Genomic DNA, 15,700 nt, shown 5'->3' with positions numbered 1-15,700 from the left:
CAGGACCCCCTCATGAAACCGCTGCAACCCGATACATTGATCCGCAACCCCCAAGGCACACCGGTGGTGGCGTCTGTCATCGTCAACTGCGAGGCGGCTCGCCTGTGGGACCTGGTGGGTCACTTTGCAGGCTTTGATGCCTTCATTCCTGCCCTGTCGCACATCGAGATGACCGGTGTTGGCGTGGGTGCTTTGCGCACGAAGTATTTTCACGATGGCCACTGCGTCGTAGAGCAACTCAATAGCCATGACGATAAGGCCATGTGCATGACCTGGACCACGATCTACAACACCCTCGGCGTGGCCCATTTGTGGGCAGCGATGAGCGTGGAGGCCCTTGGCGCCGGAAGCGCACGGGCGACCTGGACCCTGATTGGCGAACCCATCGAGATGCCGCAGGCTGAGTTTGAAGGGTTTATCCAAGGGTTCGCCGACAGCGCACTGGAGAACGTGCGCCGGATGCTCGGCTAAGCAATAGGAGCGAGAAGCCTCGCTCCGATGCCATCAAGGTCAGATCTTGAAGCTGTCGACCAATTGCTTCAAGCGGCTGGCCTGCTGGGACAGTGCATCGCAATCCTTCAACGTTTCGTTGAGATTGGCCACGCCTTGTTGGTTCAGCAGATTGATCTGATTGATGTCGACGTTGAGGGTTTCCACAACAGCGGTCTGCTCTTCGGTGGCGGCGGCGACCGATTGGTTCATGCCGTCGATTTCAACGATGCGCTGCGTCACGCTGATCAGGCGCTCACCCGCCTGGTTAGCCACTTCGACACTCTCTTCGCTGGAGGTCTGGCTGGCGTTCATGGTGGTCACCGCCTCACGCGAGCCCACTTGCAACGAAGTGATCATTTTGTGGATCTCCTCCGCGGACTCCTGGGTGCGGTGGGCCAGGTTGCGCACCTCATCGGCAACCACGGCAAATCCACGACCGGCTTCCCCGGCACGCGCCGCTTCGATCGCAGCGTTGAGCGCGAGCAGATTGGTCTGTTGGGAGATGCCTTTGATCACATCGAGAATGTGGCCGATGTTGTCGGTGCTCGCGTTCAGGGTTTCGATCTGGGTGCAGGACTGGCTAATTTTTTGCGACAGTTCCGACATCGCCAGGATGGTTTGCTCCACTACTTTGCGCCCATCGTCAGCCTGCTCGCTGGCACCGCTGGCGTGCTGCGAAGCATCGGCGGCGTTACGTGCGATTTCCTGGGTGGCGGCCCCCAGCTCGTTAATGGCGGCAGCGACGCTGTTGGTCCGCGCACTCTGCTCGTCGGAGCCGATGATCGAGGCGTTGGAGGACGCCATCACACGCTGGGACAGGTCATGCACCTGGCGCGTCGCCGAAGACACTTCGGAGATGGAGGCATGGATACGCTCGACGAATTGGTTGAATGCACTGCCTACCTCGCCAAACTCGTCCTTGCTGGTGACGTCCAGCCGACGGGTCAGGTCGCCTTCGCCCTGGGCGATATCCTGCATGGCAACACCCATGGTAGTCAGGGGCCGCAGCAAGACTTGGATCAGCAGGCTCAAGAGCACCGCGATCGCCACCACCGCAATCAGCATGGCAATCAACGCTGATGTACGGAATTTACCCAACGGGGCGTAGGCCTTGTCCTTATCGATCGACAGGCCAATGTACCAGTCTGCGCCTGGCAAGCCGCCGATAGGGGTGAACGCCAAAATGCGATCCTGCCCATTGAGTACCACGTCCTGACTGGTCTTTTCGATACGTACGCCGGTGCCAGGGTAGATGTCCTTGAGGTTCTTCATCACTTGGTCCTGGTCGGGACTGACGATGACCTGGCCGTCGCCGCTGACCAGGAACGCATGGCCGATACCGCCAAAGTCCACCGAGTTGATAATCTTGACCAGGGTTTGCAGGCTCAGGTCACCGCCGACCACGCCCAGCAGTTCACCGTTCTTTTTCACCGGCATGGCGATGGTCACGATCTGCCCACCCACCGCCGCCATGTAGGGAGGGGTCAGCATGGTCTTATCGGCAGCCACGGCTTGTTTGTACCAAGGCCGCTGGCGCGGGTCGTAACCATCGGGCATTTTCGCGTCCGGGCGCTGTGTGAACACGCCGTTGGTCTGACCGACATAAGTGAACTGGAAGTTTGCAGTGAGCGCAGGTTGGTCGACCAAACCCGGGAGGTCCGCACCACTGCCTTGATGGGCAATGTTTTGCGCCAGGTTTTCGAGTACGAGTATTCGCCCACTCAGCCAGTTCTGCACACTGCTGGCGGTAAGTTCACCGGATTGCTGGATGGACGATTCCAGGTTTTGCTTGATGGTGCTGCGCTGCAGGTAGTCGTTGTAGAGCGTGAATAACGCGAAGGCCAGAACCACGACGCCTGACGCGGCCAACAGAATTTTATGACTGAACTTAAGATTCATTTCATCGACTTCTTTTGCCAAAAGGGTGGGCGTGCCGAGTGGAACATTCCATGTACGGTATAGGCGGACTCTCGGTTCGCTCTATTTCGGTGCACGCATGGCTCGTCAGGCTTTCGGCCAAATGGAGTGAAATCTTAAGCCTTTGTGCGAAACTTCCTCTTTTTGAGTGTGAAACCGACCAGTGGTAGCCAGCTAGCCCGTTGTTGCGAACCACATTCGCAATATGAACGCTTGCGCGAAGCCCACCACTACAACGAATTAGCTTGGCCGCGGATGCAGGGGATGCTCTCGGTACGGGCCTATTATTTTCCCCATAAACGACAAAACCCCTGTCTGCGCAAGCAAACAGGGGTTTCGGAATTCAATCTTGACGATGACCTACTCTCACATGGGGAAACCCCACACTACCATCGGCGATGCATCGTTTCACTACTGAGTTCGGGATGGGATCAGGTGGTTCCAATGCTCTATGGTCGTCAAGAAATTCTGTGTACCAGTCCGTCGTTTAGCAACGTACTGATGAAATTCGTGGACTTCTACATAAACAAAACCCCTGTTTGCGTCAGCAAACAGGGGTTCTGGAATTTAATCTTGACGATGACCTACTCTCACATGGGGAAACCCCACACTACCATCGGCGATGCATCGTTTCACTACTGAGTTCGGGATGGGATCAGGTGGTTCCAATGCTCTATGGTCGTCAAGAAATTCGGGTACTGAGTCGTGGCCAGCTGGCCTCGCTTCAGCAAATTGGGTATGTGACAGCTTTCGGTGTTTTGTGCGTTTCGAACTTTCGGTTCGTTTCGTCTTCACACACCGCAATCTGGTGCCTTTTCAGGTCAGCAAATTGCTTGGGTGTTATATGGTCAAGCCTCACGGGCAATTAGTATTGGTTAGCTCAACGCCTCACAGCGCTTACACACCCAACCTATCAACGTCGTAGTCTTCGACGGCCCTTCAGGGGACTCAAGGTCCCAGTGAGATCTCATCTTGAGGCTAGTTTCCCGCTTAGATGCTTTCAGCGGTTATCTATTCCGAACATAGCTACCCGGCAATGCCACTGGCGTGACAACCGGAACACCAGAGGTTCGTCCACTCCGGTCCTCTCGTACTAGGAGCAGCCCCTCTCAAATCTCAAACGTCCACGGCAGATAGGGACCGAACTGTCTCACGACGTTCTAAACCCAGCTCGCGTACCACTTTAAATGGCGAACAGCCATACCCTTGGGACCGGCTTCAGCCCCAGGATGTGATGAGCCGACATCGAGGTGCCAAACACCGCCGTCGATATGAACTCTTGGGCGGTATCAGCCTGTTATCCCCGGAGTACCTTTTATCCGTTGAGCGATGGCCCTTCCATACAGAACCACCGGATCACTAAGACCTACTTTCGTACCTGCTCGACGTGTCTGTCTCGCAGTCAAGCGCGCTTTTGCCTTTATACTCTACGACCGATTTCCGACCGGTCTGAGCGCACCTTCGTACTCCTCCGTTACTCTTTAGGAGGAGACCGCCCCAGTCAAACTACCCACCATACACTGTCCTCGATCCGGATAACGGACCTGAGTTAGAACCTCAAAGTTGCCAGGGTGGTATTTCAAGGTTGGCTCCACGCGAACTGGCGTCCACGCTTCAAAGCCTCCCACCTATCCTACACAAGCAAATTCAAAGTCCAGTGCAAAGCTATAGTAAAGGTTCACGGGGTCTTTCCGTCTAGCCGCGGATACACTGCATCTTCACAGCGATTTCAATTTCACTGAGTCTCGGGTGGAGACAGCGCCGCCATCGTTACGCCATTCGTGCAGGTCGGAACTTACCCGACAAGGAATTTCGCTACCTTAGGACCGTTATAGTTACGGCCGCCGTTTACCGGGGCTTCGATCAAGAGCTTCGCGTTAGCTAACCCCATCAATTAACCTTCCGGCACCGGGCAGGCGTCACACCCTATACGTCCACTTTCGTGTTTGCAGAGTGCTGTGTTTTTAATAAACAGTCGCAGCGGCCTGGTATCTTCGACCGGCATGGGCTTACGGAGCAAGTCCTTCACCCTCACCGGCGCACCTTCTCCCGAAGTTACGGTGCCATTTTGCCTAGTTCCTTCACCCGAGTTCTCTCAAGCGCCTTGGTATTCTCTACCCAACCACCTGTGTCGGTTTGGGGTACGGTTCCTGGTTACCTGAAGCTTAGAAGCTTTTCTTGGAAGCATGGCATCAACCACTTCGTCATCTAAAAGACAACTCGTCATCAGCTCTCGGCCTTAAGATCCCGGATTTACCTAAGATCTCAGCCTACCACCTTAAACTTGGACAACCAACGCCAAGCTGGCCTAGCCTTCTCCGTCCCTCCATCGCAATAACCAGAAGTACAGGAATATTAACCTGTTTTCCATCGACTACGCTTTTCAGCCTCGCCTTAGGGACCGACTAACCCTGCGTCGATTAACGTTGCGCAGGAAACCTTGGTCTTTCGGCGTGGGTGTTTTTCACACCCATTGTCGTTACTCATGTCAGCATTCGCACTTCTGATACCTCCAGCAAGCTTCTCAACTCACCTTCACAGGCTTACAGAACGCTCCTCTACCGCATCACTTACGTGATACCCGTAGCTTCGGTGTATGGTTTGAGCCCCGTTACATCTTCCGCGCAGGCCGACTCGACTAGTGAGCTATTACGCTTTCTTTAAAGGGTGGCTGCTTCTAAGCCAACCTCCTAGCTGTCTAAGCCTTCCCACATCGTTTCCCACTTAACCATAACTTTGGGACCTTAGCTGACGGTCTGGGTTGTTTCCCTTTTCACGACGGACGTTAGCACCCGCCGTGTGTCTCCCATGCTCGGCACTTGTAGGTATTCGGAGTTTGCATCGGTTTGGTAAGTCGGGATGACCCCCTAGCCGAAACAGTGCTCTACCCCCTACAGTGATACATGAGGCGCTACCTAAATAGCTTTCGAGGAGAACCAGCTATCTCCGAGCTTGATTAGCCTTTCACTCCGATCCACAGGTCATCCGCTAACTTTTCAACGGTAGTCGGTTCGGTCCTCCAGTTAGTGTTACCCAACCTTCAACCTGCCCATGGATAGATCGCCCGGTTTCGGGTCTATTCCCAGCGACTAGACGCCCTATTAAGACTCGCTTTCGCTACGCCTCCCCTATTCGGTTAAGCTCGCCACTGAAAATAAGTCGCTGACCCATTATACAAAAGGTACGCAGTCACCCAACAAAGTGGGCTCCCACTGCTTGTACGCATACGGTTTCAGGATCTATTTCACTCCCCTCTCCGGGGTTCTTTTCGCCTTTCCCTCACGGTACTAGTTCACTATCGGTCAGTCAGTAGTATTTAGCCTTGGAGGATGGTCCCCCCATATTCAGACAAAGTTTCTCGTGCTCCGTCCTACTCGATTTCATGACTAAGAGATTTTCGCGTACAGGGCTATCACCCACTATGGCCGCACTTTCCAGAGCGTTCCGCTAATCTCAAAGCCACTTAAGGGCTAGTCCCCGTTCGCTCGCCACTACTAAGGGAATCTCGGTTGATTTCTTTTCCTCAGGGTACTTAGATGTTTCAGTTCCCCTGGTTCGCCCCTTACACCTATGTATTCAGTGTAAGGTAACCATCTTATGATGGCTGGGTTCCCCCATTCAGACATCTCCGGATCAAAGTCTGTTTGCCGACTCCCCGAAGCTTTTCGCAGGCTACCACGTCTTTCATCGCCTCTGACTGCCAAGGCATCCACCGTATGCGCTTCTTCACTTGACCATATAACCCCAAGCAATCTGGTTATACTGTGAAGACGACATTCGCCGAAAATTCGAATTTCTCAATTAAGAGAACTCACAAATTTTACCTTAGCCTGATCCGTTACCAGTGAAAGTAACGTTCAGTCTATCTTTCTATCACATACCCAAATTTTTAAAGAACGATCTAATCAAAGACTAGAAATCAACATTCACCATCGCAGTGATGGAATGCTCATTTCTAAGCTTTCAACGTCTAGAAGCAGTAGTGGTGGAGCCAAACGGGATCGAACCGTTGACCTCCTGCGTGCAAGGCAGGCGCTCTCCCAGCTGAGCTATGGCCCCGTATTTCTACAGGCGTTTCCCACACAAAATTGGTGGGTCTGGGCAGATTCGAACTGCCGACCTCACCCTTATCAGGGGTGCGCTCTAACCAACTGAGCTACAGACCCAATTTCGGGCTGCTTCTTTATCGTCTTCTTCAATGAATCAAGCAATTCGTGTGGGAACTTATGGAGCAGCTGATGTCGTCGATTAAGGAGGTGATCCAGCCGCAGGTTCCCCTACGGCTACCTTGTTACGACTTCACCCCAGTCATGAATCACACCGTGGTAACCGTCCCCCCGAAGGTTAGACTAGCTACTTCTGGTGCAACCCACTCCCATGGTGTGACGGGCGGTGTGTACAAGGCCCGGGAACGTATTCACCGCGACATTCTGATTCGCGATTACTAGCGATTCCGACTTCACGCAGTCGAGTTGCAGACTGCGATCCGGACTACGATCGGTTTTGTGGGATTAGCTCCACCTCGCGGCTTGGCAACCCTCTGTACCGACCATTGTAGCACGTGTGTAGCCCAGGCCGTAAGGGCCATGATGACTTGACGTCATCCCCACCTTCCTCCGGTTTGTCACCGGCAGTCTCCTTAGAGTGCCCACCATAACGTGCTGGTAACTAAGGACAAGGGTTGCGCTCGTTACGGGACTTAACCCAACATCTCACGACACGAGCTGACGACAGCCATGCAGCACCTGTCTCAATGTTCCCGAAGGCACCAATCTATCTCTAGAAAGTTCATTGGATGTCAAGGCCTGGTAAGGTTCTTCGCGTTGCTTCGAATTAAACCACATGCTCCACCGCTTGTGCGGGCCCCCGTCAATTCATTTGAGTTTTAACCTTGCGGCCGTACTCCCCAGGCGGTCAACTTAATGCGTTAGCTGCGCCACTAAGAGCTCAAGGCTCCCAACGGCTAGTTGACATCGTTTACGGCGTGGACTACCAGGGTATCTAATCCTGTTTGCTCCCCACGCTTTCGCACCTCAGTGTCAGTATCAGTCCAGGTGGTCGCCTTCGCCACTGGTGTTCCTTCCTATATCTACGCATTTCACCGCTACACAGGAAATTCCACCACCCTCTACCATACTCTAGTCAGTCAGTTTTGAATGCAGTTCCCAGGTTGAGCCCGGGGATTTCACATCCAACTTAACTAACCACCTACGCGCGCTTTACGCCCAGTAATTCCGATTAACGCTTGCACCCTCTGTATTACCGCGGCTGCTGGCACAGAGTTAGCCGGTGCTTATTCTGTCGGTAACGTCAAAACAATCACGTATTAGGTAACTGCCCTTCCTCCCAACTTAAAGTGCTTTACAATCCGAAGACCTTCTTCACACACGCGGCATGGCTGGATCAGGCTTTCGCCCATTGTCCAATATTCCCCACTGCTGCCTCCCGTAGGAGTCTGGACCGTGTCTCAGTTCCAGTGTGACTGATCATCCTCTCAGACCAGTTACGGATCGTCGCCTTGGTGAGCCATTACCTCACCAACTAGCTAATCCGACCTAGGCTCATCTGATAGCGCAAGGCCCGAAGGTCCCCTGCTTTCTCCCGTAGGACGTATGCGGTATTAGCGTCCGTTTCCGAACGTTATCCCCCACTACCAGGCAGATTCCTAGGCATTACTCACCCGTCCGCCGCTCTCAAGAGAAGCAAGCTTCTCTCTACCGCTCGACTTGCATGTGTTAGGCCTGCCGCCAGCGTTCAATCTGAGCCATGATCAAACTCTTCAGTTCAAACATCTTTGGGTTTTTAAGAAACCCTAAACTTGGCTCAGCAATCGTTGGTTACATCTTTGATTTCTCGCGGAGTAACTTGTGATGCTGATAATCTTGTTGACTATCAGTCTGACTCCACAAGCACCCACACGAATTGCTTGATTCAGTTGTTAAAGAGCGGTTGGTTAAGATCTTTCGTCTCAACCGAGGCGCGCATTCTACAGCAGCCTCATTTGCTGTCAAGTGATTATTTTCAGAAGTTTTCAAAGTTTCCTTTGTAACTTCAACCACTTGCGCTTCCGATCTCTCGTTAGCGGGAGGCGAATTCTACAGCGTTACACGCTGCTGTCAACACCTCTTTTTCTCCGCTTTCGACCGAGAGGATCGAAACGTTAATAGAGCCAAACGACACTGCTCTACCAACTCCTTCTGGGCTTCGATGAACTGAAGCAGGTCGCTGTCGAATCTTGCGTAACTCTTTGTTTACCAAGGAGTTTTCCGTTTCGACTGCGCCGGAAGTGGGGCGAATTATAGACTTCCAGAATCTGCCGTCAACCCTTTATTTTGCTTTCTTATCAATTAGTTAACATTGATTAAAAAACCACCAAACTGTTTTATATGGGACCCGGGCGCTCCTATATAGAAGAAGCGTTATTTAGATAACCCCCGCCTCTCTTAAAGCAGCCACGCTAGCCGGACCCAATCCCAGTACCTCCTGGAGTACCTGAACTGTATGCTCCCCCAGCAGTGGAGGCGCACTGCGATATTCCACAGGTGTCTTGGAGAGTCGGATCGGATTGGCAACCTGAGGCACACTCCCTGCCAGCGCATGGGGCAACGCCATCGCCAAACCACGCGCCTTGACCTGCGGATCAGCAAACACCTGCGCCAGATCATTGATTGGCCCACACGGAACCCCCACCCGTTCGAGTTGCAATACCCACTCACTCGTCGTTTTGAAGACCGTCGCCTGGCGAATCAACGGGATCAGCGCCGCGCGGTTGGCAACCCGCGCCTGATTAGTGGCAAACCGCGGGTCATTCGCCCACTGCGGTTGCCCGGCGACTTCAGCAAACTTGCGAAACTGCCCGTCATTACCCACGGTCAGGATGAAGTCACCATCTGCCGTGGGGAAATCCTGATAAGGCACGATATTCGGATGCGCATTGCCCAGGCGCTTGGGTGACACTCCCGTCGTCAGGTAATTCATCGCCTGATTGGCCAAGCAAGCCACCTGCACGTCAAGCAGCGCCATATCGATATGCTGGCCACCGCCGTCGTGATCCCGATGAGCAAGCGCTGCCAGGATCGCCACGGTCGAGTAAAGCCCTGTCAGGATGTCGGTCAGCGCGACGCCAACCTTCACTGGCCCGGCACCTTCATCGCCTTCTGGCCGACCGGTAAGACTCATCAGCCCGCCCAGCCCCTGAATCATGAAGTCATAACCAGCCCGAGCCGCATAGGGCCCTGTTTGACCAAAGCCCGTGATCGAGCAATAGATCAATTCAGGATTGATCTCCTTGAGCGACTCATAGTCCAGGCCATAAGCCGCCAGACCACCCACCTTGAAGTTCTCGATCAGGATATCGGACTTGGCTGCGAGGTCACGTACCAGCTTCTGCCCCTCCGGCTGCGTGAAGTCGATAGTCACCGACTCCTTATTACGGTTAGCCGAGAGGTAATACGCAGCTTCACTGGTGTTCTCGCCATACGCATCCTTAAGGAAGGGCGGCCCCCAGGCCCGCGTGTCGTCGCCACTACCCGGCCGCTCAACCTTGATAACCTCAGCTCCAAGGTCCGCAAGAATCTGCCCGGCCCAAGGGCCCGCCAGGACTCGCGATAAATCCAGTACCCGCAGGTGCGAAAGCGCGCCCATGCCCATGCTCCTATTAATAGAACGCCTGAAGGCCGGTTTGCGCACGCCCAAGAATCAAGGCGTGCACATCATGGGTACCTTCGTAAGTGTTCACCACCTCCAGGTTGACCAAATGACGCGCCACACCAAACTCATCGGAGATCCCGTTGCCACCCAGCATGTCCCGAGCCATGCGCGCGATGTCCAGGGACTTGCCGCACGAGTTGCGCTTCATGATCGATGTGATCTCCACCGCCGCCGTGCCCTCATCCTTCATACGGCCCAGGCGCAGGCAACCTTGCAGGGCCAAAGTGATCTCGGTCTGCATGTCAGCCAGCTTCTTCTGGATCAACTGGGTCGCCGCCAACGGACGACCGAACTGGTGACGATCAAGGGTGTACTGGCGAGCGGTGTGCCAACAGAACTCGGCCGCGCCCAAGGCCCCCCAGGAGATGCCGTACCGCGCCGAGTTCAGGCAAGTGAAAGGCCCTTTCAACCCACGCACATCGGGGAAGATGTTCTCTTCAGGCACAAACACGTTGTCCATCACGATCTCGCCAGTAATGGACGCACGAAGTCCGACCTTGCCATGAATCGCAGGAGCGCTCAGGCCCTTCCAGCCTTTCTCCAGGACAAAACCGCGGATATCCCCCGCATCATCCTTGCCCCACACCACGAACACATCGGCGATCGGGCTGTTGGTGATCCACATCTTGGCGCCCGTCAGGCTGTAGCCACCATCCACCTTGCGCGCACGTGTAATCATCGCGCCCGGGTCGGAACCGTGGTTGGGCTCTGTCAGACCGAAGCAACCGATCCATTCACCAGAGGCCAACTTCGGCAGGTATTTCTGTTTTTGCGCTTCTGTACCGAATTCGTTGATCGGCACCATGACCAGTGACGATTGCACACTCATCATCGAGCGATAGCCGGAGTCGACACGCTCCACTTCGCGAGCGATCAACCCGTAGCTGACGTAGTTCAAGCCACTGCCACCGTACTGCTCTGGAATCATTGCGCCGAGCAAGCCGGTTTCGCCCATCTCACGAAAGATCGCGGGGTCGGTTTTTTCATGGCGGAAGGCCTCGAGTACGCGCGGCGCCAATTTGTCCTGGGCAAATTGCTGCGCACTGTCGCGCACCATGCGTTCTTCCTCGGTGAGCTGTTGATCCAGCAGCAGTGGATCGATCCAGTTGAAGCTTGCCTTGCCAGCCATGAATAAGTCCTCGCAGAGAAAGTCAGTAGTCGTGCAAGGAGCCTAGGCCGGACGGCCGCAGAGGGCAAACGAGGTTTCCGCATAGGGTTGTGCTAATTTCTCACTTCGAAAAGACCGAGAAGGGCGCATACGCGCTTTATAAGTGAGTACAAGGTACATGCGTAGAAAAATCCCCAGCACCACTGCCCTTGTCAGTTTTGAAGCGGCAGCCCGCCACGAGAGCTTTACCAAGGCGGCGCAAGAACTTTCCATCACCCAGGGCGCTATCTGCCGACAAATCGCCAGTCTTGAGGAATTTTTAAGTGTCGAGCTGTTTCGACGCTCTCGGCGAGGCGTCAAACTGACGGAAGCGGGGCTCTCCTACAGTCGTCGAGTCGCGACGCAATTGGACGCAGTGGAACGCGATACGCTGTCCGTGATGGGGCAGCAGGGGGCAAACGTCATCGAACTGGCAGTGGTCCCGACCTTTGGGACTCAATGGTTGATCCCTCGCCTCAAGGACTTTCAACGCCAACATCCCGAAGTGACGGTGAACCTCACCAACCGCACGCGCCCCTTTCTGTTTGCCGACACAGAATTCGATGCTGCGATCTACTTCGGCGATGCCGACTGGTCTGGTACCGAATCCCACAGGCTGATGGGCGAGAATCCTGTCCCCGTATGCAGCCCCAGGCTATTAAGAACCCGTACGCACTTCAGCCCTCAGGAAATTGCCGAGCTGCCACTGCTGCAGCAGACGACTCGCCCCTACGCCTGGCGCCAGTGGTTCAACGCCCAACAGTTGAACATCCCCCGCGACATGACAGGCCCGAGATACGAGCTATTCTCGATGTTGTCCCAGGCGGCCATGCATGACATGGGCATCGCGCTGATCCCACCTTTCCTGATCCAACGAGAGCTCGACGAACACCAATTGGTCATCGCAAGCCCCAACGCACTGAGCAGCTCCAAGGCGTACTACCTGATGATTCCAGAGAGAAAAGTTGAGTCCGCCTCACTGCATGCGTTCAGAGACTGGCTCGTGGACCAATCACAGCGCTACATCCCCAGCATTTGAAGGCCATAGTTAATTTGCTGACCTTGTAGTCAGCTATTTTTATATCCTACAGATATACGTATATGTCGCTTTTTAACAGACTGTACTTGTCCTCCAGAAACATGACTCAAAGCCATGACGTTGCTGGCTTTGAGCAACTATCTTCGGCCAATGCTCGACTATTCACCGGGACGATGACAAAAACCTCAAAAATTGCCTTAACACCTTTAAATACCTGTATTTAAAGAGGTTATTTCAAAGTGTTGCGACAATCAGTCACAGGGTGACTTGTAGTTAATTTTTCGTCACCCGTCATAATCCCTTGATGGCCGTAAAGTTCGCCTGCAAAATGCCGCGCCCCGCTGTCATTTCAGCGGGATCGTGCTGATCGGCCGCCCCAGATGCGCCACCCACGGTGCACTGGCCTTTTTACAAAAAGATCAAAAGCAAAAAGATCATGCAGGAGATTTGACGTGCACATTGGTGTTCCTCTCGAAACCCAGACCGGTGAAACACGGGTGGCTGCCACCCCGGAAACCATCAAGAAGCTGATCGGCCAGGGCCATAAGGTCACTGTACAAAGCGGCGCAGGTGTCAAGGCCAGCATCGTCGACAGTGCCTATGAAACGGCAGGCGCGACCATTGGCAGTGCCGGCGACGCGTTTGGCGCCGAGCTGATTCTCAAGGTGGTCGCCCCCAGCGACAGCGAACTGACGCTGATCAAAAGCGGCACCGTGTTGGTGGGCATGCTCAATCCGTTCAGCAACGAAATCATCACCAAGCTGGCCGAACACGGCATTACCGCATTCGCGCTCGAAGCCGCGCCGCGCACCTCGCGCGCCCAAAGCCTCGACGTGCTGTCGTCGCAGGCCAACATCGCCGGTTACAAGGCTGTGTTGCTCGCCGCCCATCACTACCCACGCTTTATGCCGATGCTGATGACCGCTGCAGGTACTGTGAAAGCCGCACGCGTGCTGATCCTCGGTGCCGGCGTTGCCGGCCTTCAGGCCATCGCCACGGCAAAACGCCTGGGTGCCGTGATCGAAGCGTCCGACGTGCGTCCCGCCGTCAAAGAGCAGATCGAATCCCTCGGCGCCAAGTTCGTCGACGTGCCCTACGAAACTGACGAAGAGCGTGAATGCGCCGTGGGTGTCGGCGGCTATGCGCGCCCAATGCCAACCAGCTGGATGCAACGCCAGGCCGTGGCCGTGCACGAACGCGCCAAGCAAGCCGACATCGTTATCACCACCGCGCTGATCCCTGGACGCAAGGCACCGACCTTGCTCAGTGCCGACACCGTCGCGCAGATGAAGCCCGGCTCGGTGGTCATTGACCTCGCCGCCGCCCAGGGTGGCAACTGCCCACTGACCGTCGCTGACCAGGTAGTGGTCGAAAACGGCGTGATCATCTGCGGCCCGACCAACCTGGCCGGCGCCGTTGCCGCCGACGCATCGGCCTTGTACGCGCGCAACCTGCTGGACTTCCTGAAGCTGGTCTTCAACAAGGAAGGGCAGTTTGAAATCAACCTCGAAGACGACATCGTCGCCGCGTGCCTGATGTGCCGCGACGGCCAAGTCATCCGCAAAAACGCCTAAGCAGGGATTCAGACGATGGAAGAGCTTATCTCCCCCGGTATCTACAACCTGATCATCTTTGTGCTGGCGATTTATGTCGGTTATCACGTGGTCTGGAACGTTACCCCCGCACTGCACACGCCATTGATGGCCGTGACCAACGCCATCTCGGCGATCGTGATTGTGGGCGCCATGCTCGCCGCTGCGCTCACCGTGACCCCGCTGGGCAAGACCATGGGCACCCTGGCCGTGGCCCTGGCAGCAGTGAACGTGTTCGGCGGTTTCCTGGTGACTCGCAGGATGCTCGAGATGTTCAAGAAGAAAGCCCCGAAAGCAAAAGAAGAGGCGCCTAAGTAATGAGCATGAATCTGGTTACGACGCTCTACTTGATCGCGTCTATCTGCTTTATCCAGGCCCTCAAGGGCCTGTCGCACCCCACCACATCGCGACGCGGCAACCTGTTCGGCATGCTCGGCATGGCGCTGGCGGTACTCACCACCGTGGGCCTCATCTATAAGCTCGGCGCAGAACTCGCCACCGCGGGCATCGGCTATGTGATTGTCGGCCTGCTGATCGGCGGCACCGCCGGTTCGATCATGGCCAAGCGCGTGGAAATGACCAAGATGCCGGAACTCGTGGCGTTCATGCACAGCATGATCGGCCTGGCAGCGGTGTTTATCGCCATTGCCGCCGTGGTCGAGCCGCAATCCCTGGGTATCGTCAAACACCTGGGCGACTCGATCCCTGCCGGTAATCGCCTGGAGCTGTTTCTCGGCGCGGCGATTGGTGCAATCACCTTCTCCGGTTCGGTGATCGCATTCGGCAAACTCTCGGGCAAGTACAAGTTCCGTCTCTTCCAAGGCGCACCGGTACAGTTCGGCGGCCAGCACAAACTTAACCTGGTGCTGGGCCTTGCCACACTGGGCCTGGGCCTGGCCTTCATGCTCACCGGCAACCTCACCGCCTTTGCGCTGATGCTGGCCCTGGCGTTCGTGCTCGGCGTGCTGATCATCATCCCGATTGGCGGCGCCGACATGCCGGTCGTCGTTTCGATGCTCAACAGCTACTCCGGCTGGGCAGCGGCTGGGATCGGCTTCTCGCTGAACAACTCGATGCTGATCATCGCCGGCTCGCTGGTGGGTTCGAGCGGTGCGATCCTCTCGTACATCATGTGCAAGGCGATGAATCGCTCCTTCTTTAATGTACTGCTCGGCGGTTTCGGCAACACGCCGGATGCTGGCGCGGCGGCAGGCTCTAAAGAAGCACGCCCGGTGAAGTCCGGCTCGGCAGACGATGCCACCTTCCTGCTGACCAACGCCGACACGGTGATCATCGTGCCGGGCTATGGCTTGGCAGTGGCGCGGGCACAACACGCGCTCAAAGAGCTGACAGAAAAACTGACCCACCGCGGCGTGACCGTGAAGTACGCGATCCACCCGGTGGCAGGGCGTATGCCTGGGCATATGAACGTGTTGCTGGCCGAGGCCGAAGTGCCTTACGACCAAGTGTTCGAGATGGAAGACATCAACTCCGAGTTTGGCCAGGCCGACGTGGTGCTGGTGCTGGGCGCCAACGATGTGGTCAACCCGGCCGCCAAGAACGATCCGAACTCGCCGATCGCCGGCATGCCGATTCTGGAAGCGTTCAAGGCCAAGACCATCATCGTCAACAAGCGCTCCATGGCCAGCGGCTATGCGGGCCTGGACAACGAGTTGTTCTACCTGGACAAGACCATGATGGTCTTTGGTGATGCCAAGAAAGTCATCGAAGACATGGTCAAAGCTGTCGAATAACACTGCGCCAGCGCAATACCTGAAACCCTGGCCTCCAGTAGGCTAGGGT

General features: G+C 55.5%; 8 protein-coding genes, 2 tRNA genes and 4 rRNA genes. 5 read left to right on the top strand and 9 right to left on the bottom strand.

What is annotated here, in order from left to right:
• Positions 1-12: 12 nt before the first annotated feature.
• Positions 13-471 carry an SRPBCC family protein gene (locus AB7933_RS02055; RefSeq protein WP_024072662.1) on the top strand — a complete coding sequence of 153 codons (459 nt, stop codon included), beginning with the start codon at positions 13-15 and terminating at the stop codon, positions 469-471.
• A gap of 39 nt (positions 472-510) precedes the next feature.
• On the opposite strand, the gene AB7933_RS02050 is transcribed toward AB7933_RS02055, so the two are convergent.
• The 9 genes from AB7933_RS02050 to AB7933_RS02010 all read right to left on the bottom strand — a co-directional run bounded on the left by AB7933_RS02050 (position 511) and on the right by AB7933_RS02010 (position 11,248).
• Positions 511-2,391 carry a methyl-accepting chemotaxis protein gene (locus tag AB7933_RS02050; protein ID WP_024072661.1) on the bottom strand — a complete coding sequence of 627 codons (1,881 nt, stop codon included), beginning with the start codon at positions 2,389-2,391 and terminating at the stop codon, positions 511-513.
• Between the two features lie 365 nt (positions 2,392-2,756).
• Positions 2,757-2,872, bottom strand: a 5S ribosomal RNA gene (gene rrf, locus AB7933_RS02045).
• Positions 2,873-2,980: 108 nt separating this feature from the next.
• Positions 2,981-3,096: ribosomal RNA gene (gene rrf, locus AB7933_RS02040) — 5S ribosomal RNA — on the bottom strand.
• Positions 3,097-3,253: 157 nt separating this feature from the next.
• Positions 3,254-6,145 (bottom strand): 23S ribosomal RNA (locus tag AB7933_RS02035).
• Between the two features lie 247 nt (positions 6,146-6,392).
• Positions 6,393-6,468 (bottom strand) — tRNA-Ala (locus AB7933_RS02030).
• A 30-nt stretch (positions 6,469-6,498) separates the two neighbouring features.
• Positions 6,499-6,575: transfer RNA gene (locus tag AB7933_RS02025), tRNA-Ile, on the bottom strand.
• 83 nt (positions 6,576-6,658) lie between these two features.
• Positions 6,659-8,195, bottom strand: a 16S ribosomal RNA gene (locus AB7933_RS02020).
• Together the 16S, 23S and 5S rRNA genes with 2 tRNA genes alongside form the textbook arrangement of a ribosomal RNA operon.
• A gap of 637 nt (positions 8,196-8,832) precedes the next feature.
• Entirely contained in the window at positions 8,833-10,053 is a 1,221-nt protein-coding gene (locus AB7933_RS02015) for a CaiB/BaiF CoA transferase family protein (protein ID WP_024072660.1), read from the bottom strand.
• A gap of 13 nt (positions 10,054-10,066) precedes the next feature.
• Entirely contained in the window at positions 10,067-11,248 is a 1,182-nt protein-coding gene (locus AB7933_RS02010; protein WP_024072659.1) for an acyl-CoA dehydrogenase, read from the bottom strand.
• Positions 11,249-11,405: 157 nt separating this feature from the next.
• On the opposite strand from AB7933_RS02010, the gene AB7933_RS02005 reads away from it, so the two are divergent.
• From AB7933_RS02005 to AB7933_RS01990, 4 genes are all read left to right on the top strand, one after another.
• Positions 11,406-12,305, top strand: coding sequence for a LysR family transcriptional regulator (locus AB7933_RS02005; RefSeq protein ID WP_024072658.1), 900 nt, complete (start codon positions 11,406-11,408; stop codon positions 12,303-12,305).
• Between the two features lie 452 nt (positions 12,306-12,757).
• The gene (locus AB7933_RS02000) at positions 12,758-13,879 is read left to right on the top strand and encodes a Re/Si-specific NAD(P)(+) transhydrogenase subunit alpha (protein ID WP_024072657.1); all 1,122 of its coding nucleotides are present in this window, start codon (positions 12,758-12,760) and stop codon (positions 13,877-13,879) included.
• A 15-nt stretch (positions 13,880-13,894) separates the two neighbouring features.
• Entirely contained in the window at positions 13,895-14,215 is a 321-nt protein-coding gene (locus AB7933_RS01995; RefSeq protein WP_003220416.1) for an NAD(P) transhydrogenase subunit alpha, read from the top strand.
• Entirely contained in the window at positions 14,215-15,651 is a 1,437-nt protein-coding gene (locus AB7933_RS01990; protein WP_024072656.1) for an NAD(P)(+) transhydrogenase (Re/Si-specific) subunit beta, read from the top strand. Before AB7933_RS01995 ends, AB7933_RS01990 begins: the two co-directional genes overlap by 1 nt.
• Positions 15,652-15,700: the final 49 nt, after the last annotated feature.

The sequence above is a fragment of the Pseudomonas gorinensis genome (assembly GCF_042015035.1).
Classification (GTDB): Bacteria; Pseudomonadota; Gammaproteobacteria; order Pseudomonadales; family Pseudomonadaceae; genus Aquipseudomonas; species Aquipseudomonas gorinensis.
This window is presented reverse-complemented; position numbering and strand designations above follow the sequence as displayed.

Bases quoted from the DNA above. Each gene is read 5' to 3' on its own strand.
- AB7933_RS02055 (WP_024072662.1), top strand. From the start codon at position 13: ATGAAACCGCTGCAACCCGATACATTGATCCGCAACCCCCAAGGCACA.
- AB7933_RS02050 (WP_024072661.1), bottom strand. From the start codon at position 2,391: ATGAATCTTAAGTTCAGTCATAAAATTCTGTTGGCCGCGTCAGGCGTC.
- AB7933_RS02015 (WP_024072660.1), bottom strand. From the start codon at position 10,053: ATGGGCGCGCTTTCGCACCTGCGGGTACTGGATTTATCGCGAGTCCTG.
- AB7933_RS02010 (WP_024072659.1), bottom strand. From the start codon at position 11,248: ATGGCTGGCAAGGCAAGCTTCAACTGGATCGATCCACTGCTGCTGGAT.
- AB7933_RS02005 (WP_024072658.1), top strand. From the start codon at position 11,406: ATGCGTAGAAAAATCCCCAGCACCACTGCCCTTGTCAGTTTTGAAGCG.
- AB7933_RS01995 (WP_003220416.1), top strand. From the start codon at position 13,895: ATGGAAGAGCTTATCTCCCCCGGTATCTACAACCTGATCATCTTTGTG.
- AB7933_RS01990 (WP_024072656.1), top strand. From the start codon at position 14,215: ATGAGCATGAATCTGGTTACGACGCTCTACTTGATCGCGTCTATCTGC.